The sequence below is a fragment of the Thermococcus argininiproducens genome (genome assembly GCF_023746595.1).
Taxonomy (GTDB): domain Archaea; phylum Methanobacteriota_B; class Thermococci; order Thermococcales; family Thermococcaceae; genus Thermococcus_A; species Thermococcus_A argininiproducens.
The window spans coordinates 1,014,195-1,034,400 of record NZ_CP080572.1 but is presented as its reverse complement, the minus strand read 5'-3'; the positions used below and the strand labels follow the sequence as shown (position 1 = coordinate 1,034,400).

Sequence of the window (20,206 nt, the reverse complement as noted above, 5' to 3'; positions counted from 1 at the left end):
ATGGAGGAAAAAAAGTTGCTTTATGTTGAGATTCTTGGAAATTTACCCCAAATGGCCGAAGGAGAAGTTAAAGCATTATTGGAACTCAATAACAAGGAATTCAGGATTATTGAAAGGGATTATCTATTCTTGGCATTAAAAGCGAACGAAGAAGCTTTTTCATATCTCAAAAGACTTGGGATGGCTCATGAATATGGAATTTTACTCTTCTCAGCTGAAAGTCTGGAGGAGCTCTACTTAAAAGCAAAAGCTCTTAAATGGGGGGATTTTATCAACACTACATTCAAAGTGGACAGAGAAACAATGTTAAATTGTTCTTATAATGTAAAAGATTTAGAGAAAGAACTTGGTGCGATCATAGCACAACAAGGCTTTAAAGTCAATTTGAGCAATCCAGGCACCCTGATTAGGGCCTATTGTGGAGAAAAACTTTGGGTTGGAGTAAGAAAAGAAACGTTTTCAGCTAAAGAGTTTGAGAAAAGAAAGGCCGATAAAAGACCATTCTTTAAACCAATAGCATTACCTCCTCGACTTGCAAGAGCAATGGTAAACTTAGCAAGGGCAAAAAAAGAGGTTCTTGATCCATTTATGGGGACTGGAGGGATACTAATCGAAGCAGGCCTTATCGGCCTAAAAGTTTACGGAGTAGATCTTAGATCGGATATGGTGGAAGGTGCCAAAAAGAATCTCGAATATTATGGAATAAAGGAATACAAACTACAAAAAGGGGATGCCACCAAGTTAAGAGAACTCTTCCCTGATAAAACATTTGAAGCAATTGTCACTGATCCCCCCTATGGAACTTCTGCAACACTAGGAGGGAAGAAAAGAGAGGATCTCTATGAAAAGGCCCTAGAGAGTATGTATGAAGTTCTAGATGGATATTTAAGTATTGCATTTCCAGCTGAGTTTAATGTAGAAAAAACTGCTGAGAGAATAGGATTTACAATTTTAGAGAAATATTATCAAAGAGTTCACTCTTCACTAGATAGATATTTCTATGTGATGAAAAACTAGCTCATTTCTCTCTTTTTCCCTAAGCTCCCTGAACTTGTTCTTAGATTTTTTATAACTTGGTTTTAAATTTTAACAAAAAAGTTATAAAACCCCCAAGAGAATGAAAAATGGGACAATTAAAAGGTGATGGACATGGAGGGAGGATATGACATAAAACCTGTAGAGAGAGATAGGAGAACTTTTAGCCTCCTAACACTTCTTGCAATATGGTTTGGAGCAGGAATAAGCATTGCAGAATTTTGGGCCGGAGCACTCCTAACACCAGCTCTCTCATTAGGTATGGCACTCCTTGTAGTGCTCATCGGTCACATTCTTGGGAACACCATAATGGGATTAATAGCTCTGGAAGGAGAAAAAACAGGCCTTCCAACAATGGTGCTTTCAAGAGCTTCCCTAGGAATCAAAGGGTCGATCCTACCTTCCATCCTAAATTATCTTCAGCTTATAGGATGGACAGCAATAATGCTCATTGTAGGAGCCAACGCCATGAACACAGTCGCAGAAAGCCTTGGAGTTGATAATTATGCTCTTTGGGTAATTTTGCTAGGCCTCTTAGTTACAGGATGGACATACATAGGACCCAAAAACTGGGAAAAATTAGAAAAAATTGCGGCCCTTCTTTTACTCGCACTAAGTCTATGGCTCACGTATGTTACTCTCCAAAGGTTTTCATTCACGCAGCTTCTCTCTAAGCCTAGCACTGGCGAAATAGGAGCTATGCTGGGACTAGATCTGGTAATAGCAATGCCTCTTTCTTGGGCACCATTAATAGCTGATTACTCAAGATTTGCCAAAAATAAAAACGCAGCATTTTGGGGTACTTATCTTGGGTACTTCATCCCATCGAGCCTCTTCTATTTTGTAGGAGCCCTAACAAACATGGCAATTGGAGAAGGAGACCCAATCGGAATCATAGCAGCGTATGGAATTGGGATCCCTGCAATGCTAATAATTATATTCTCCACGGTAACAACCACTTTCCTCGATGTTTACTCTGCCGCAATAACTTACAAAAACATTTCTCCAAAAGCCAATGCAAAGAAACAGGTTTTACTTGTTGGAAGCCTTGGAACTATCCTTGCTCTAGTCTTCCCAATGGAACAATACGAAAGCTTCTTACTTCTTATTGGTGGCGCCTTTGTTTCGCTAGCAGCAATAATGATAACAGACTACTTTCTCGTTAAAAAAGAATACAACGCAGCAGAACTTCTCGATGAAAATGGAAAATTCGCAGGTTATAATACCAAAGCTATACTCATATGGGCGATTGGATTCGCATTTTACATGGGACTTGCCATAGAAGGTCTTTTCGGGATTTACATTCCCCTGCTAAGTGAACTTGGCTTTAAGTTGGGTTCAAGCATTCCAACCTTCCTCTTGGTAAGTATTCTCTATTACATATTAGAGGGGTGAAGAAAAATGAGATGGATTATTGAAGCGTTAGAAAAAGTTAGGGAAAAGAGACCTTTGGTGCATAATATAACCAACTATGTGGTTATGAATACCACGGCAAATGCTCTCCTTGCTATAGGAGCTTCTCCAGTTATGGCCCATGCAATAGAAGAACTTGAAGAGATGGTTGCCTTGGCCAATACACTAGTAATAAACATCGGGACCTTAGACGAGCACAAAATATACTCCATGATGAAGGCCGTTAAGACTGCAAAAGATCTCAAAAAGCCTGTTATTCTAGATCCAGTAGGTGCCGGGGCCACAAAACTTAGGACAAAGACATCTCTAAGAATTCTAGAGGCAGGAGAGATAAGCGTTATCCGAGGGAACTTTGGAGAGATTGCAGCTCTCCTCGGTGAACATGGAAAAACAAGAGGAGTAGATTCCGCAGTATATGATGAACAAGTTGCCAAAAAGCTCGCAAGGGATGCCTCAAAAGAATTCAACACAGTAGTTGCTGTTACAGGCCCTGTAGATTATGTAAGTGATGGAGAGAAAGTTTATGCTATAGAAAATGGGACTCCTTTGCTTGGAAGGGTAACTGGAACCGGTTGTATGGCAACAGCAATAATCGGTGCATTTTTAGCCGTTGAAGATCCTCTAAAAGCCACCATCGCAGGATTGATTTCTTTTGAAATTGCTGCTGAAAAAGCCTTTGAAGACTCCCCATACCCCGGGACATTCCACACAAAGTTATACGACTGGCTTTACAGAATTGATGGAGATCTCATAATGAAGAGAGCGAAGGTGAAAGAAGTTGAACTTTAGAAAAAAGCTCAAACTATATGTAATAACTGATAGAAGGCTGAAAGATGAGATAAAAAGTACCAAGCAGGCTCTGGAAGGAGGGGCAACTTCGATTCAACTTCGCATAAAAAATGCACCCACAAAAGAGATGATCGAAATTGGAAAAGAAATAAGAAAACTAACAAGTGAATATGATGCCCTTTATTTCGTGGATGATCGTTTAGACATTGCCTTAGCAACAAACGCTGATGGAGTTCAACTTGGTCCTGAAGATATGCCAATTCCCACTGCTAAAGAAATTGCCCCAAATTTAATCATTGGAGCCTCTGTATACAGTCTGGAAGAAGCTTTAAAGGCTGAAAAAGAAGGGGCAGATTACCTGGGAGCTGGAGCTGTTTTTCCCACCCCTACAAAACTCGATGTTAGAGTTATCGGAATTGATGGACTTAAGAAAATACTTGAATCAATAAAAATTCCAGTCGTTGCAATTGGTGGAATAAATCATGAGAACGTCAAAGAAGTGCTAAAAACCGGTGTTGATGGAGTTGCAATAATTTCAGCAATAATTGGAGCAGAAAATGTAAGAAAAGCCACAGAAGATATGAGAAAAATCATAGAAGAGGTGATTAAATGAAACCCGAAACTAAAACACAAAAACTTGCTTATGTTGGAATTTTCACGGCTTTAGGAGTTGTTCTGGGAACAATTTCCTTCCAAGTTGGGCCAACGAAAGTGGCCCCCTTTCAACATTTTATAAACGTAATAACCGGTATCATGCTCGGCCCATGGTGGGCTTCCCTAACAGCCCTCTTTATAGGACTCCTTAGAATGTCTTTTGGAGTTGGCACAATATTTTCAATACCCGGCGGAATCCCAGGAGCTTTTACAGTGGGAGTAGTTTATAAAGTCATGAGAAAAGACTGGGCTGCCTTTAGTGAACCTCTGGCTACGATTTTTATAGGAGGAACGTTAAGTGCCCTATTATTTGGCCCCCTCATAAATGTCCACAAAGGAGTTACATGGTTCTGGCTCGCTTTTGCCCCAAGCACCTTAGTTGGAACAACTTTGGGGTTCTTAACTCTTAAAGCTTTGAGAAGGATGGAGGTGATAGAGTGATTAGAAAGGCCTTAACTATAGCAGGAAGTGATAGTGGAGGAGGGGCAGGAATAGAGGCAGATCTAAAAACTTTCTCTGCCTTTGGAGTTCATGGACTTGTAGCAATAACCTCTGTAACCGCTCAAAACACACAAGAAGTTAGAGCAATTTATGACATCTCACCAGAAGTTGTGGTAAAACAAATTGAAGCTGTTGTAGAGGATATAGGTGTTGATGCTGCAAAAACTGGAATGCTGAGCAATTCAGAGATTATAAAAGCTGTGGCAAAGACCGTGAAAAAATACAACTTTCCTCTAGTGGTCGATCCTGTGATGATAGCAAAAAGTGGAGCTCCCCTTCTAAGAGAAGATGCCATGGAAACCCTAATTACAGAAATAATTCCTCACGCTACACTTGTCACCCCCAATAGGCCGGAAGCCGAAAAATTGAGCGGATTTCAAATAAAAAATGTTGACGATGCCAAAAGAGCTGCAAAGACAATTGTAGAAGAACTTGGGGCCAGAGCAGCAATTGTAAAAGGTGGTCATTTAGGATTAAGCGAAGCAGTGGATATTTTATATGTCAACGGAGAGTTTAGAGAATACCGTGCGCCTTTTGTTGAAGGCTGCACCCATGGTACAGGATGCTCATTTTCTGCAGCAATTACTGCAAATCTTGCAAAAGGAAAGTCCCTAGAAGAGGCTGTGGAAACGGCAAAGAAGTTTATAACCATGGGCATTTATTATGGTGCGAGAATTGGCCACGGGCACTGTCCCGTGAACCAAAATGCATGGATTGAAATCCCAGCTGAGAAATGGAGAGTGTACGATACATTGAATAGAGCTCTCAAAGAGCTTGTATCAATAGAAGACCTTCACAAATATGTACCTGAAGTAGGAATGAACTTTGTTTACGCGCTCCCAAAGCTTTATGCAAGGGGCCGAGAAGACGTTGCTGGAGTTAAAGGGAGAATCGTAAAGTTTGGAAATACTATAAAGCCCGTAGGTTGGATAGAATTTGGTGCTTCTGATCACCTTGCGAGAGCAATATTGACCTTTATGGAGGTTTTCCCCGAAGTTAGGAGTGTTCTCAACATAAAGTACAATGAAGAGCTAATTTCTAAGGCACAGAAACTCGGCTTTAAAGTATCCCTCTACAACAGAACAGAGGAACCTGAGGAAATAAAAGCAAAAGAAGGCGGGACTATTCCATGGGGTGTAAGAACAGCAATCGAGAGATTAAGAGACAAGCCTGATTTAATATATCACCTTGGAGACTGGGGTAAAGAAGCAATGATTCTAATATTTGGAGAAACTCCCAAAGCGGTGATAGAGAAACTTAATAAGCTCCTCGAATAATTTTCGGTACTTATTTACGAGCTTTGTTTTTGAATTTTCTCTTTTTAAACAGTTTGTTTCTTAATTTAAGACTTTTTCAGAACTTTGGAAGTCTTTAGTCACCATTTGTTACTATCACCCAAATGGTTACAAGAATTCTAAATTTTTGTAACGAATTTTTTTCGAAGTTTTGAGCGGAGGGTTCTTGAGACTTCTTTAATACTTTCCCCTAGTGAACATTTGATCTTTTGTGTTTTAAGGTTTTTAAATTGGCCTGATACTGTTTTTAAACTCTCTTTGGTCTCTGGAAGTCTCGTGTTCATGCTTATTCATTACCACAATAAAGGTTAAAGCAATCTTGTCTTGGGTTAATTTTGGTTGCGAGGGTTTTAATTGGTGACTCGCGAAGGCTCAATTATTGACCCTTTGGAGAAAACCTTATATAATCCAAGCATTTTAATGGTTTTATAGGGGATTCAGAGGAAAATTCACCCCTGTTCCAATAAGACTTTAGAAGAATTGAAAGAGAGCTTGATTCAGCTCATAGTATTTGCGCTAATAGGTTCCAATAAGACTTTAGAAGAATTGAAAGAAAAAATTATTGCTAGTGTGATGAAGATTCTCGAAGTTCCAATAAGACTTTAGAAGAATTGAAAGCTTTATTGGGGAATTCTTCGAGTAAGGCCGTCTTGATTGTTCCAATAAGACTTTAGAAGAATTGAAAGATTAAAAACGCCCTCGTTGGTAATTTAACAACCAGTGTTCCAATAAGACTTTAGAAGAATTGAAAGTACGAAAGCGGTTTTGCGCTTAGGTTCCCACGATATATTTGTTCCAATAAGACTTTAGAAGAATTGAAAGCTTGATAGATCTGAGTTTAAGAGTGCAAAGAAAAAAGTTCCAATAAGACTTTAGAAGAATTGAAAGAAAATCACGAGATAACGGCTTTGAGTAAGGATAGTTGTTCCAATAAGACTTTAGAAGAATTGAAAGTATATCTTTGCTATCCTGTCTAGCGTCTCAAGGAGGTTCCAATAAGACTTTAGAAGAATTGAAAGTGGGTTATCGTGTTAGGACTCTTATGGACAATAATCGTTCCAATAAGACTTTAGAAGAATTGAAAGTTGGTACATAACAGGAGCTCTCATTTTTGCTTCACGAGGTTCCAATAAGACTTTAGAAGAATTGAAAGAGACGTAAATAACTTTTAGGCCAAGATCTACATTAAGTTCCAATAAGACTTTAGAAGAATTGAAAGAAGAAAGTTGATAAGGCCAAACTTATCGAGTTGGCCAGGTTCCAATAAGACTTTAGAAGAATTGAAAGTCCAAACAGGTATTTCTATGGAAGCTTACATAAAATTTGTTCCAATAAGACTTTAGAAGAATTGAAAGGTTGCTACCTGTTCTACATAACCATGCTTTTTTAGCAGAGTTCCAATAAGACTTTAGAAGAATTGAAAGCCTTTAGCCTCTTTTTCTTCTTTTTTAGCTGCAGCAAGTTCCAATAAGACTTTAGAAGAATTGAAAGACAGGAATCTGATATTCTGCAATCTGTGTCCAAACGGTTCCAATAAGACTTTAGAAGAATTGAAAGTCTTAACTAGCCATGCTGGATAGTGTATCTGAGAACGTTCCAATAAGACTTTAGAAGAATTGAAAGGCAAGACATTTACAATACAAATCGATGGACAAGTCTGTTCCAATAAGACTTTAGAAGAATTGAAAGTCTTTTCAAAATAAAATAAGGTAGTAGTTCAGCCCAGTTCCAATAAGACTTTAGAAGAATTGAAAGAAACTAAGAAAGAGGACTTTAAGGGGATTGATTGAAGGTTCCAATAAGACTTTAGAAGAATTGAAAGACTGGTGGGGAGCTTAAAATAACGCTCCCAGAGCTTAAGTTCCAATAAGACTTTAGAAGAATTGAAAGGTTGTTGGAGAATCACAAATACCATTAGCTTTAGCTAGTTCCAATAAGACTTTAGAAGAATTGAAAGGCAAAATTTAGAGACTAAAGTTTCTTCAAAATTTCCACCAAATCATTTAAAAAGCTCTTCAAGTGTTCTCTCTTTACATGCGGCATCATAACTATCCTTATATATCCCCTATGGGCACTTATTCCCCAACCTCGCTTTTTAAGGTCTTTCTCAATTTTTTTAAGCTCCTTTGACCCAAATGACACTATGTTAAGCATAGGTTCTCTTATTAAATAAACACCATTTAAAGCTTTTATTTGCTCTGCAAACCACTTAGCATTCTCCATAGCCTCCCCAACGACTTCTTTATAGCCTTCAAATCCAAGATGTTTAAGAAGAGCCCAAACTGCTATCGCATTTGCCCCAGGCCTTGTACCTGTTATTGTGGCTTGGAATATTTCACCCCCTGCCAAGTAAGGGGCTAAGACATTAATCGCGTCCATGTATTTCTTCTCTCTAAATATTATCCCGCCTGCAGGAATTGGGGCCATTCCCATTTTATGTGGATCTATCGTGACACTTTGAACTCCCTTAAGCTTAAAATCAAAATCCGGTAGATCATACCCTAAGGCCTTTGCAAAGGGGATTACAAACCCCCCAAAAGCGGCATCAACATGAAGAGGAATTCCATAATCAACTGCTATATCAGAAAGTGAAGGAATGTCATCAACAACCCCCAATCCAGTTGTCCCTGCTATTCCTACTATTCCTATTGTATTGTCTGTTATTTTAGCCTCTACATCTTTCACATTGACAGAGTAATCATCATTAAGTTCCGCCCAGACGAGTTTTACCTTTAACAAATCTTTTGCCTTTAGAAAAGAGAAATGTGCACTCCGAGGTAAGATAAGTTCTGGTTCCTCAACACCAGAGAGATTCCGAAAAGCCCTTACAGCTAAAATATTTGCTTCTGTACCACCGCTAACTATATTGCCCCAAGCCCTTTTCAGATGTAAAAGTTCTCCAATCATTTGAACGGCTTCCTCTTCGATCTCTTTGCTACCTTTATGCAACCCTGGATCTCCTAAGTTCCTATCTATGTACCTTTGAATTACTTTTTGAGCTAAAGGATGGGGATAAGTACACATAGATCCAAGAATTTTACCGGAATTAAAAGTTAAGTCTGACCTAAGCCTTTTTTCAAGTTCAGCAAAAATTTCATCTTCACTCATGCCTTCTTTTGGTATCATGCTCCCACCAGCCAAAGTTATTTGCATAGCATTTAAGCTTTTGTTATGAGCTTGAAGACATTGCTCTTCAAAGTATATGTTATTCCTCCCGAATGTGAGTTAAGTAAAGCTTAAAAAACTGCGGTGTTGTTACAGCGGTAAGCATTGAAACTATGACCACAGCTGCAAAAATCCCCTGATCTATTAAACCTTCCTCAATCCCAAACTTTAAAATGGCAAGCTCTAGGCTACCTCTCCCTCCCATTCCAATACCGACTAGTGCTGCTGATTTCCAATCAAACTTGAAGAATTTCATTCCAAGGCCACATCCCAAAAACTTTCCTGCAACGGCTGCTAAATAAAGAATGAATACTAATGCTATATTAAACTCATTTAGAGGAGGATTAAACATTAATCCCACATATATAAAGAACAGTGGAATGAAGAATTCTGTGAGAACTACTTGAAGATCTCCGATGAGTTCATTAAGTTTTATCTTACTTAGTACAAGAGGATCTTTTCTCTCTCTAAGTCTACTAATTGTTAATCCGGCAAGATATGCTCCAATTATCTGGTGTAGGCCAACTCTTTCTGCAACTATTGCTAAAAGGAAAGTGAGAATTATCGTAAAAGTGAAGAATATGTTAAGATTTCTCAGAATACTGTAGAATCTTACAGAGCGCTTGAAGACATACTCAGAAATTAGAAGCACTACAATTATAAAAATCGCAATTTTGATCGTCAGTACCCCAAGAGGAAAAAGTGCTAATTCTCCTTTTGTCATTGCAGTTATTATGCCTATCAAATAAACAGCCATAATATCATCTGCGAATGCAGCTCCCATCAATATAGATGAAATCTCCTTTCTAACCCGAGACTTTAAAATTACTCCACTTGTTACCTCTATTGCAGTGTTTCCAAGAGTTACCCCTACAAATATCGCTGCTGCTAAACCTTTACCGAAGAGATAAACTGTCAAAAACCCGAATATAAAAGAGAATACCACACCCAAACCTGCAACTAAAATTGCCTTGCTCTTGTTGGATGCTATAGAAGAGAAGTTGCTTGTAAGTCCCATGTAAAGCATCATCATTAAGAGACCAAATTCAGAGAGAACCTTTAATGGTTCAGAGGGTATGACTACATTAAGGAAAAATGGGCCAAGTACCATTCCAGTGAGTATATGAGCAATTATTGGGTGAATTTCCCTTTTCTCAAAAAGCCACTCTAATGTCTTTGCAAGTACAAGGAGTATAGAAAGATCGAGAATATACTCCACATCACACCCTCCTGCTTATCAGAGTCCCAATTATCCAGAGAACCATTAATAGAATAGCCAGTATCATCGCAAAAGTGGCCCCTCTACTGGTTCCAAATACTATTGGAATGGGGCCTATCATTATAACTCCTCCTCCTTCTACCTCGGTCTCTCCACTCGAGGCACTTATTAGAGTACCCATAAAGATCAACATGAACCCTATAAATATCAATCCCATTCCCACTAGTACCAACAATTCACCTCTCATGGTCCCTCATGAAAAAACTATATCCAGAGTTTTAAAGCTTTAACGTTAAAGTTATTAAAGTGGAGGGCACAGTTATTACATGCTTGTACTTGTGGATTTAGATGATACTTTATGCAATACGTGGGAAGCTGCTAAGTGGAGTGTCCTTCGTCTTTTACCCCATTTAATCAGAAAAAGAAAGTTCCGAGCTTTACTTTATATCCTCACACAGCGCTACAAAGAGTTAGAACAATCTAGAGAGTTACATCTGCTTGATCTAGACGAGTTGGTGGAAAACTTTATGGAAAGGGTATACAGAAAAATTTCAGAAGAAGACCTGAAAGAGATGTTTGAATTAGTGGATAGAACATTCTTCTCAAACTTAAAGCTCTATCCGGATGCAATTGAGTTTCTAAAGGGATTAAAAGCAATGGGCGCAAGGATAGTCCTCATAACAGATTCCTCATCTGAATGGCAAAGAAAAAAGCTTGAATATCTAAATCTGAAGGATTACTTCGATTCACTTATAATAAGTGGAGAAACCGGTTACAGCAAACTTGAGCCTTATAACTTTATATTAGCAAAAAGAAGATTCCCCAAAGAGAGTGAAATATACGTGGTAGGAGATAGAGACGATACTGATATGCGAGGTGGAAAAGAGATAGGAGCAACGACCATTCTGGTTAGACGGGGTTACTTCAAGTCTCTTATGCCAAAATACGCTGACTATATAGTAAAAGACCTTAATGAGGCCTTAGAGGTGATAAAACGTGAGCATAAAAAGCGAGCTTAAAAGAAAAGTACTTCATCTGACGGGGTTGAGTGTTCCGCTACTTTACCTTCTCTTTGGCCAAAAAGTAACAATAGGATTCGTTGCCACAGCTTTAATCGTTTTCATAATATTGGAGCCTTTTAGAATAGTTGAAGACTTAAGAGACAAAGTCAAACGAAAACTTGGCCTTTATGTAAGAGAAGAAGTAATTGCCCTAGTTGAAAAGGAGCTTGAAGCAATATCCAGAGAACACGAAAAGTACTCTATTGGAGCACATATATACTTTACAATTGGAGCACTAATAATAGTCTGCCTTTTTCCGAAAGATATTGCCATTGGCGCCATAACTGTTGCAACGTTGGGAGATGCCATAGCCGCAATAATAGGAAAGCCTTTTGGAAGACATAGGTTTAAAAATGGCAAAAGTGTCGAAGGAAGTTTAGCATATTTTGTGACAGCGTTTCTGACACTTTTCGTGTTGATAGATTTACCACATGCTCTCGTCGGGGCCTTAGCCGGAATGTTGGCAGAATTCTATGAGTTACCCCCTGATGATAACTTCTCTAATCAAATAGCAGTAGCTATCGCAATATACGCATTCAGAAGAATATTATTTTAAAACAATAAAATTAAGAAAAGTGGAATTAGCTAACTTCTATCTCAGCAAAAACTGTTATTAGGTCGAAATCTGTCCATTCACCATATCCCTTTACATCATCAGTGAGCTCGTGCATGCTTGGGTTGTCTGGAAGTGCTTCAACTGCTGAGTCTTCGGGATAACCTCCGGTGACGAATGCTACAACTCTTACGATACTTGGTTTACCTCCAAGAGCATCCCAAGGTATTGCCAACTCAAGGACTTTCAGACCTTCAGAACTTCCAGTAATGCCACTCCAAATACCCCACTCTTTTATAGGTCTCTCGTCCCAAGTACTGTTAGTCTCAATCCACTTGCCAAATTTCTGAGCCCCTGCTCCTCCTCCACTTGTCCATTGTAAGTAGTATTCAAAGTCTATTGGTGGATCAAAGCCCATTCTTCTTACCCACATATCCAGACCCTCACTGTAACCACTTTCTTCTCCATTTACATCAATTCCAATTCCATATGCAATGTCCCAGCTAGCTTTATTGTCGCCTACTAACGCTATGTAGAGGTAATTATCATCGTAGTCCACATAGAGAGCCTTTAAGTTTGCACCATCTTGCCCAAGCCCCATTGTGTCTTCAGCCATTTTTGTGGATTCATTCCAATCTGCTAAACTTCCATCGATCTCCTTTGAAAGGCCACTTTCTATGAGTACTTTTAGCTCCTCAATATCCTTTTGAACTCTCTTCAATATGGAGTAGCTTCCATAGATCCTAAGGGCTCCAATGTAAGAGTAATATGGGTGTCTGTATCTTAAAAGTCTCTGACCCGTCTCAAAGAGTTCTTTACTCTTGTTCATCTTTACTTCAAATCCAGGAACTTTATCCTTATATTTCGGAGGAATGACTAAAGAAGACAACTCATCAAGCATTGAAAGGGTTTTCTGATATTCACTATCATACATTGGTTCCAAGGTATACCCCGCAGTAACAAGCCTGTTTTGGAGCATTACGCTTGCTCCTACAGTCAATAGTTTGGTAGCAGTAACTGTTTTTGAGACCCCGTCTGGATCTACAAAATTAACTTCTACTTTTAATGTGTGTAGTCCGACTAACCCAGGAGAATATGTGTATATATAATTCAAAACTTTTTGAGTGCCTGCTACTGCATTAATAGTCCAATTTTGAAGTTTTTTCCCAGAGTCATAAAGAATTACCTGAACACCAGTAAGATTCACAGCACCTTTATTCTCCACAGTTATTGTAATATTGGCAGGGCTCCATTCTTCTACACTTGCAACATCATAAGAAATTGAAACTGTAACTATGACTGAGCTAATTTCCTTTAATTCTCCCGTTGTAGTGTCAAACTGTAAAAACTTCCATAATATAGCTGGAGCGGGGATATCTCCACTGCCACCCCAGCTCGGTAATATGTCCTGATCCGGAGCTACATCAGAGACCCATTGCTTACTACCATCAAATCCCCCGGTTAACGTTGCTACCCCATTAACCTTCAATCCATTTACCTCAACGTTTCCAAATGCCGAAAGTGGAATTGCAATCTCAACGACTTTCCATCCATCAGGGGTAGTGGAACTTGCAAAATTCACTTGACTGCTAATATCATTAAAGCTACCGCTACTGCTTACTATCCACGCAGAATATCCATCTCCCCAAGTCTCTAAAACAAAATCAATGTCACCACTTGCAAATTTGTACATTCTTCCCCAATCATGGTGTTCTGTTGTGGGATATCCTTGCCTAGTCGACAAGTCTAGCATTATCATGAAATTGTTCCAGCCATCTTTTTTAAAGATTCCTGCGATGTAAAGAGTATTGTTGTACACAAAGAATCCAAAAGTTTCTATTTCATTATTTGCTCCCCACTTGGCGTCCCCCACTGGATCACTATATAAAAGACTCGCAGACCAGTCCCCTAAATCCCCATCTAAAGTAATCGAACCCTGAATAGCACTGACAAACTTCACTGTAGGCACTACATTAAAAAGCACCAAAACAGCAATAACTAAGGGTACACTCTTCCGCATCTTTATTCACCTCGGGTGATATTTGTTCACCCAAGTTGGTATATATGCATAAAATATTTATATATCTTTTCCACTATCACTCTTAGTGATAATGTTCACGGAGGTGTAAAAATGGAAAAAATCAACTTCATATTTGGCATTCACAACCATCAGCCTCTTGGAAACTTTGGCTGGGTTTTTGAAGAGGCTTATAACCACTCCTATCGACCATTCATGGAAATTCTTGAAGAATTTCCAATGATGAAAGTAAATGCCCACTTTAGTGGCCCTCTTTTAGAGTGGATTGAGGAAAATAAACCCGATTACATTGATCTTTTAAAATCTCTTGTAAAAAACGGTCAGCTTGAAATAGTAGTTGCAGGATTTTACGAACCTGTGCTAGCAGCCATTCCAAAAGAAGACAGAATAGCCCAAATAGAACTGCTTAAAGAGTACGCAAGAAAACTTGGATATGAAGCGAAAGGAGTGTGGCTTACTGAAAGAGTATGGCAACCAGAACTCGTAAAATCTCTTAAAGAAACAGGAATTGAATATGTGGTGGTTGATGATTACCACTTTATGAGTGCTGGATTAAGCAAGGAAGAGCTCTTCTGGCCATATTATACCGAGGACGGAGGAGAAGTGATAGCAGTCTTTCCAATAGATGAAAAACTTAGATACCTGATTCCTTTCCGACCCGTAGGAAAAACCATTGAATACTTAGAAACCCTCGTAGACAGTGACCCATCTAAAGTTGCAGTCTTCCATGATGATGGGGAAAAGTTTGGTGTCTGGCCTGGAACCTACGAATGGGTCTACGAGAAAGGATGGTTGAGAAACTTCTTTGATGCTATTACAAGCAATGAAAAGATTAATCTACTAACGTATACCGAGTATCTAAAGATGTTCACTCCCCGCGGGTTGGTTTATCTTCCGATAGCATCCTATTTTGAGATGAGTGAATGGAGTTTACCAGCTAAACAGGCGAAATTATTTGTAGAATTCGTTAAAGACCTGAAAAAAGAAGGAAAATTTGAAAAATACCGTGTCTTCGTAAGAGGAGGCATATGGAAAAACTTCTTCTTCAAATATCCAGAGAGTAACTTCATGCACAAAAGAATGCTCATGATAAGTAAAGCTGTTAGAAACAACCCAGAGGCAAGACGCTATATTCTAAAGGCCCAATGCAACGATGCATACTGGCACGGGATTTTTGGAGGGGTTTATCTACCTCACTTAAGAAGAACTATATGGGAAAACATCATAAAAGCCCAAAGCTATCTAAGACCAGAAAATAGAGTCATTGATGTTGACTTTGATGGGAGAAAAGAGGTTATGCTTGAAAATGAAAACTTCATTGCCACAATAAAGCCTCATTATGGAGGAAGTATATTTGAGTTGAGCTCAAAAAGAAAAGCCGTGAACTACAACGATGTACTTCCAAGAAGATGGGAACATTACCACGAAGTACCAGATGCGGCAACTCCAGAAGAAGAAAACAACGAAGGAGTGACAAGCATACACGAATTTGGAAAGGCCATTCCAGATGAAATAAAGCATGAACTGGCATATGACTGGCAACTCAGGGGCATTCTTCAGGATCATTTCATTGGAGTCAATGAAAGTTTAGACAGTTATAGACTCGTCAGATATCACGAGCTTGGAGATTTTGTTAATCAGGCCTATGACTTTAAGATTAACGAAAACTCCGTGATGCTCTGGCGCAATGGGGGAATATACGTAGAGAGAAAGATACCAGTAAGAATTGAGAAAAACATTGAACTCACCAAAGAAGGTTTTCTCGCCCACTACAGAGTCAGCTTAGAAACTCCGTATGAGGTGCTCCTTGGAGTTGAGCTAAACCTTGCAGTCCACAGCGTTATGGAAAAGCCAGAAGAATTTGAAACAAGTGAATTTGAAGTAAACGACCCATATGGAATCGGTAGAGCAAAAATAGAATTAGATAGGAAAGCCAAAGTATGGAAGTTCCCAATAAAAACGCTTTCACAAAGTGAGGCTGGATGGGACTTTATACAACAAGGAGTGAGCTATACTCTGCTTTTCCCAATTGAAAAGGAGCTCGAGTTTGAGATAAAATTTAAAGAAGTTTGATATTTTTCTTTTCCAAACCTCACCCTTCAAGCCAGGGAGGAGGTCAGTTTAATTTGTTTCAATTCTTATGTTATTAATCTCATAACTGCTCTTGCCTCCCCATGCTCCACTTCCCCCTTCATTTATCATCCATTCGTTAGGGTCAATTATGACTGTTTCAGGCTTGTTTTCGAGTTCAAATGTTAAAGTTGTGTTTTTATCAACAAATATTCTCTTCAAATAATTCTTTCCTTGGGAGTCAACAACCTTCACTTCCAATGGCATTTTAAATCCATTTGCTTCTACTATTTGGAGAGTTAAGAGATATATCCCATCTTTTTTCTCTAAGATCGCATTAGAAACTTCAAAATGTGGATAACCCGTTTTATAAAACCACTCACTAAAGAACCATTCTAAGCTTTGGTTTGAAACCTCCTCAAAAATCCTCTGAATTTGCTTTAAAGTTGTCATAGTGTCTTGGACACAATTATGTAAATGACAATACTCCAGCAAATTCCTCATCCCCCTGAAGAATACTTCATCCCCTAAAACAAACTGCAAAGAACGAAAGACAAAAGCGTTTTTATAATACAATGTTACCATGTTCTCCCCAGTATTATCCTCAATTTCTGCGATTGGAATTGTATCAGTCGAACTCAAACACATTCTTTCAATATCGTCATATTTAGTCAAATTGTTCTCATAAAGCAGATCCGCATAAGTAGCTATACCCTCATGTATTGGATAAATGTTAGCATAGAGACCAAACCAATTATGTGCAGTCTCATGGGCAATCAATGGAATATATAACTGAGTTGCTATTATTCCTCCGTCTAGTCCATGTCCCCTGTACTCACTCTCTGAGTACTTGATCTGTATATAGAAGTATTCGTCATTGGGATAAGGCGTAAAAACTTTTGAGTAAAAAAGTAAGATATCTTTAATATTCTGCAAAACCCATTCGCCTTCATTTGTAAGAGCTATTACTCTAACAGTCCTATTTCCAACGTTTATGCTCCCCTCATAAAAATCCCACTTTCCAAAAATTAAATAAAAATCATTTAGATTCTCTTTTTCAAAACTTCCATTATAGAGTAAAGGCCTGAATCTCCAGAATTCTGTCTCAGATGGCTGATCCAAGATAACAAGAATATAATCTTTTGGGTAGTTAATGTCGACCTTAATTCTCTCTTCATTACCCTTTAAGTTATTTGAGATAGTAAAGTATCTTTTTGGTATATAAATATGCAGAGAATCCTGATTTAAGTGGTAATCTAGATAACTTTTTGGTTTTTCGCGGAAAGGGTTATACCTCACTTTAAAATGGACTTCAACAGTTACATCTTTAGTTTTTGGAGTTATGTTAAGCAAGATCAGTCCGCTTTCTTTGTCTTTGAATGCTCTATATGTAACTGATGCATTGGACACTATAATCCTATCAACCTGCTTGAAATCTTCAAAGAGTATTGAATATAAAGCAGGATATGTCAAGGGAAAGGTGACCCTTTCAAATCCTACAATCGATACACGTTCATCCTCTATGCTGATATTTAAGACATAATGATAAGAAGCATTGAGTGTAGAAAGCTTATTTTCTTGATAAAGTTCATCCAATTTTTCTTTTTCTATTTTTTGAAAAATTATCTCCTGAGTAATGTTTTCTATTATTAAAACAGTTTTTGGATTTGCATTATTCACAATAAGAGCATAGAAAAAAAGTGTTATGATGAGTATCATGAGCAAGAGCATACTCTTTTTCATGACTATCACCCGGGATAAATTTTATTCTAATATATTATTCTATGTACGGTGAGAAATTTTTAAAATTTCACTAAAAACAAAAGTCTGAAACTCTAAATTTTAAAGTTTATAGGCTCATCCAAACGCCAGAACCTGCAAAAAGAACATTTTTCTCTCTGAGCTGGCATTCCACAAACTTCACAGGCATGCAGCTCGGCTTTTTCTAACTCTTGACCAAAGAGGGATTTTTTCCTTAGATAACCTTTTACAAAGTTTATCTTTGTTCCAGGTCTTTCCTCTTCCATTTGGTTCAAAATCTCCTTATATTCTATTGTTGTCGCACCTCTTGCATAGGGACATTCCTCAATAAGATATTCTATTCCCACCGCCAAAGCATATGCAACAACTTCTCTTTCTGTAAGTTCATAAAGAGGTTTGACTTTTTTCACAAAAACTCCTTCACCTAGTAAGAGAGGACCTTGTTTGGCCAAGTACTCTGTATTCCAGTTCATCAAGTTGGAGAAGATAAAACTCGCTTCATCATCCAAATTGTGACCGGTGGCTATTACGTTAAACCCATTGTCATAAGCAAACTTATTAAAGATATACCTTTTTGTCAGCCCACAATATGAGCATGTAGGCCTTCTGGTTCTGACTTCTCCAATACCCGCGCCTAAAATCTCCTTGACTCTGACTATATGCAAAGGAGCATCTATTAGTTCGCATTGTCTTTTTACATATTCTTCACTTTTCCTGGAGTATTCTCCTATGCCAAGATTTATATAGAGACACTCAATGTTGTACCCAAGTTTCTTGAGAATATAAGCAGTTACTGCTGAATCTTTACCGCCACTGATAACCACAAGAATTCTCTCGGTAGGTTTGAGGAGCTTATATCTTTCAATAGTTCGTTTAACTTTTCTCTCAAAGTATTCGATAAAGTGATCAACACAAAGATACATTTTGGGATAGTGAATTTTTATGTAAGCCTTGTTCTCACAAAACTTACATCTCATGTTCCCACCAAAAGAAGAAAATAGGAACCAAATTTAAAGCTTGCTCCTATTCTTCCAAACTTTCAACAGACTTTTTCCAATTACCTGATTTTTTGAAGTCTCGTTCTCTGTAAAACCCTTCTTTAATTAGTATTCCTCTAGCTGCTAAAAGACCAGTTGCAGCGGCGTTTACTATATCCCTTGAAAGTCCTGCACCATCTCCAGCCACAAAAATATTCTCCATGTTCGTTTCAAGCAGATCATTAACTTCCACTCTCATAGCATAATATTTAATCTCAGGAGCATAGAGAAGCGTATGGTCACTGGCAACACCTGGAATTACTTTGTCAAGCTTTTCAAGTCCTTCGATTATGTTTGTAACAACTCTATGAGGCAAGGCCATTGCTATATCTCCTGGAGTAACATGTTTCAAAGTGGGTTCAACATCACTTTTCTTAATCCTACTCCATGTACTTCTCCTTCCTCGCCTTAAATCCCCTAACCTCTGCAATATCGGTTTCCCTCCACCAATAGTCGTTGCTAACTGAGCTATACTTTTTCCATATGCTGTCGTATCTTCTACTGGCTCTGTAAGCTCAATTCTTGTAAGAAAAGCAAAATTTGTATTATTACTCTTTTTGTCCCTCATTGAATGCCCATTTACTCCTACATAACTATCGTATTTCTCTTCAACGACAAAACCATTTGGGTTCGTACAGAATGTCCTCACGAAATCATCGTAAGTCTCAGTGTATATATGGAACTTGGGATCATGGTTTATTTTCGTTATTGGGTCCATTATTATGGCTGGTACCTCAACCCTAACCCCCACATCAATCGGCCCATGCCTTGAGTGTAAACCAATCTTTTGCGCAACTTCTTGAAACCATTCTGCTCCTCCTCTTCCTGGAGCAACTATTATGTAGCGTGTTTTTATTGCAAATGTATCCTTCCCTTTCCTAGCAATAACTTCCCCCTCTCTAAATTCTTCCACTTTTGTCCACAAGAGGAACTTAACTCCTTTATTCTCTAAGTGATCCTTTATGCTCTTTATAACTCCTTTAGTATGATCTGAACCTATGTGGCGCTGGATTATTGGAATAAATTTCACTCCAGCTTGGGCAGCTCTCCGTTCCCACATCCGTATTTCATCTTCGTTGCCTTTGTAGACCCCTCTAGGAGCACCATGTTTCAAGAGAATCTGATCTACTTCCCAAACAAGCTGCCAAGAATACATCTCATCCCTTGTAAATTCTGTTAAATCTCCTCCAATATCTGGTCTTAAGTTTATAGTCCCGTCACTAAGTCCTCCTGCTCCACCCACACCACTCATGATATGGCACGGTTTGCACTCGATACAATAGCCAAGTTCATCCATTGGACATATTCGATTTTCAATGTCTCCTCCCTCGTCAATTACTGCAATCTTCAGGTCACTCTTTTCTGAAAGCTCATAGGCCGAAAAAAGACCTGCCGGTCCAGCACCAATTATGACAACATCAAACTTTTCTTCAAAATTCATATTTCCCTTGTCTATGTTTGTAGTCACCGTTCTTATAAACTTTTTGCTTGTTACAAGACTAATACCTCATGCTTTTCTCTAAGTTTTTGCCTTAAAAATGTATATTTTTAGGGTCCATAATAGAGACCTTGCTCAAGAAGAGAAAATTTTAAGTTGAGAAGAGAGAAAAACTAT

The 20,206-nt window shown here is 38.5% G+C and carries 16 protein-coding genes and 1 CRISPR repeat array; of the genes, 9 read left to right on the top strand and 7 right to left on the bottom strand.

The window, feature by feature from the left end; translation table 11 throughout:
- The 6 genes from K1720_RS05480 to K1720_RS05455 all read left to right on the top strand — a co-directional run bounded on the left by K1720_RS05480 (position 1) and on the right by K1720_RS05455 (position 5,669).
- Entirely contained in the window at positions 1-1,017 is a 1,017-nt protein-coding gene (locus K1720_RS05480; protein WP_251947299.1) for a TIGR01177 family methyltransferase, read from the top strand.
- 132 nt (positions 1,018-1,149) lie between these two features.
- A complete protein-coding gene (gene cytX / locus K1720_RS05475) occupies positions 1,150-2,430 on the top strand; it encodes a putative hydroxymethylpyrimidine transporter CytX (protein ID WP_251947297.1) in 1,281 nt (426 codons plus the stop codon).
- Between the two features lie 6 nt (positions 2,431-2,436).
- The gene (gene thiM, locus K1720_RS05470; protein WP_251947279.1) at positions 2,437-3,237 is read left to right on the top strand and encodes a hydroxyethylthiazole kinase; all 801 of its coding nucleotides are present in this window, start codon (positions 2,437-2,439) and stop codon (positions 3,235-3,237) included.
- The gene (gene thiE, locus K1720_RS05465; RefSeq protein ID WP_251947276.1) at positions 3,227-3,850 is read left to right on the top strand and encodes a thiamine phosphate synthase; all 624 of its coding nucleotides are present in this window, start codon (positions 3,227-3,229) and stop codon (positions 3,848-3,850) included. The genes thiM and thiE overlap by 11 nt, the downstream gene beginning before the upstream one ends.
- Complete coding sequence (gene thiW / locus K1720_RS05460) at positions 3,847-4,332, top strand: energy coupling factor transporter S component ThiW (RefSeq protein WP_251947273.1); 486 nt, start codon at positions 3,847-3,849, stop codon at positions 4,330-4,332. The genes thiE and thiW overlap by 4 nt, the downstream gene beginning before the upstream one ends.
- On the top strand, positions 4,329-5,669 hold the full coding sequence (locus K1720_RS05455) for a bifunctional hydroxymethylpyrimidine kinase/phosphomethylpyrimidine kinase (protein ID WP_251947270.1): 1,341 nt from the start codon (positions 4,329-4,331) through the stop codon (positions 5,667-5,669). Before thiW ends, K1720_RS05455 begins: the two co-directional genes overlap by 4 nt.
- Positions 5,670-6,144: 475 nt before the next feature.
- A CRISPR array of direct repeats spans positions 6,145-7,644; the repeat unit is 30 nt; unit sequence GTTCCAATAAGACTTTAGAAGAATTGAAAG.
- 14 nt (positions 7,645-7,658) lie between these two features.
- On the opposite strand, the gene mfnA is transcribed toward K1720_RS05455, so the two are convergent.
- The 3 genes from mfnA to K1720_RS05440 all read right to left on the bottom strand — a co-directional run bounded on the left by mfnA (position 7,659) and on the right by K1720_RS05440 (position 10,318).
- Entirely contained in the window at positions 7,659-8,813 is a 1,155-nt protein-coding gene (gene mfnA / locus K1720_RS05450) for a tyrosine decarboxylase MfnA (RefSeq protein ID WP_251950569.1), read from the bottom strand.
- Between the two features lie 79 nt (positions 8,814-8,892).
- Positions 8,893-10,071 (bottom strand): cation:proton antiporter, encoded by a 1,179-nt coding sequence (locus K1720_RS05445; protein ID WP_251947267.1) that lies wholly within the window; start codon positions 10,069-10,071, stop codon positions 8,893-8,895.
- A 1-nt stretch (position 10,072) separates the two neighbouring features.
- Entirely contained in the window at positions 10,073-10,318 is a 246-nt protein-coding gene (locus tag K1720_RS05440) for a TIGR00304 family membrane protein (protein WP_251947264.1), read from the bottom strand.
- Between the two features lie 79 nt (positions 10,319-10,397).
- On the opposite strand from K1720_RS05440, the gene K1720_RS05435 reads away from it, so the two are divergent.
- Complete coding sequence (locus K1720_RS05435; protein ID WP_055282215.1) at positions 10,398-11,090, top strand: HAD family hydrolase; 693 nt, start codon at positions 10,398-10,400, stop codon at positions 11,088-11,090.
- Positions 11,068-11,688: a diacylglycerol/polyprenol kinase family protein gene (locus K1720_RS05430; RefSeq protein ID WP_251947261.1), complete on the top strand. Its 621-nt coding sequence runs from the start codon at positions 11,068-11,070 to the stop codon at positions 11,686-11,688. The genes K1720_RS05435 and K1720_RS05430 overlap by 23 nt, the downstream gene beginning before the upstream one ends.
- Before the next feature lie 25 nt (positions 11,689-11,713).
- On the opposite strand, the gene K1720_RS05425 is transcribed toward K1720_RS05430, so the two are convergent.
- Positions 11,714-13,705, bottom strand: coding sequence for a CARDB domain-containing protein (locus K1720_RS05425; protein ID WP_251947258.1), 1,992 nt, complete (start codon positions 13,703-13,705; stop codon positions 11,714-11,716).
- A 111-nt stretch (positions 13,706-13,816) separates the two neighbouring features.
- Here K1720_RS05425 and jtg point away from each other — a divergent pair, with 111 nt between their 5' ends.
- Entirely contained in the window at positions 13,817-15,796 is a 1,980-nt protein-coding gene (gene jtg / locus K1720_RS05420; protein WP_251947255.1) for a 4-alpha-glucanotransferase, read from the top strand.
- Positions 15,797-15,844: 48 nt separating this feature from the next.
- Here the strand turns inward: jtg and K1720_RS05415 are convergent, their stop codons facing one another.
- The 3 genes from K1720_RS05415 to K1720_RS05405 all read right to left on the bottom strand — a co-directional run bounded on the left by K1720_RS05415 (position 15,845) and on the right by K1720_RS05405 (position 20,032).
- Positions 15,845-17,536 (bottom strand): M1 family aminopeptidase, encoded by a 1,692-nt coding sequence (locus tag K1720_RS05415; protein ID WP_251947252.1) that lies wholly within the window; start codon positions 17,534-17,536, stop codon positions 15,845-15,847.
- A 92-nt stretch (positions 17,537-17,628) separates the two neighbouring features.
- Entirely contained in the window at positions 17,629-18,531 is a 903-nt protein-coding gene (gene ttuA / locus K1720_RS05410) for a tRNA-5-methyluridine(54) 2-sulfurtransferase (protein WP_251947249.1), read from the bottom strand.
- 46 nt (positions 18,532-18,577) lie between these two features.
- Positions 18,578-20,032: an NAD(P)/FAD-dependent oxidoreductase gene (locus K1720_RS05405; RefSeq protein ID WP_251950567.1), complete on the bottom strand. Its 1,455-nt coding sequence runs from the start codon at positions 20,030-20,032 to the stop codon at positions 18,578-18,580.
- Positions 20,033-20,206: the final 174 nt, after the last annotated feature.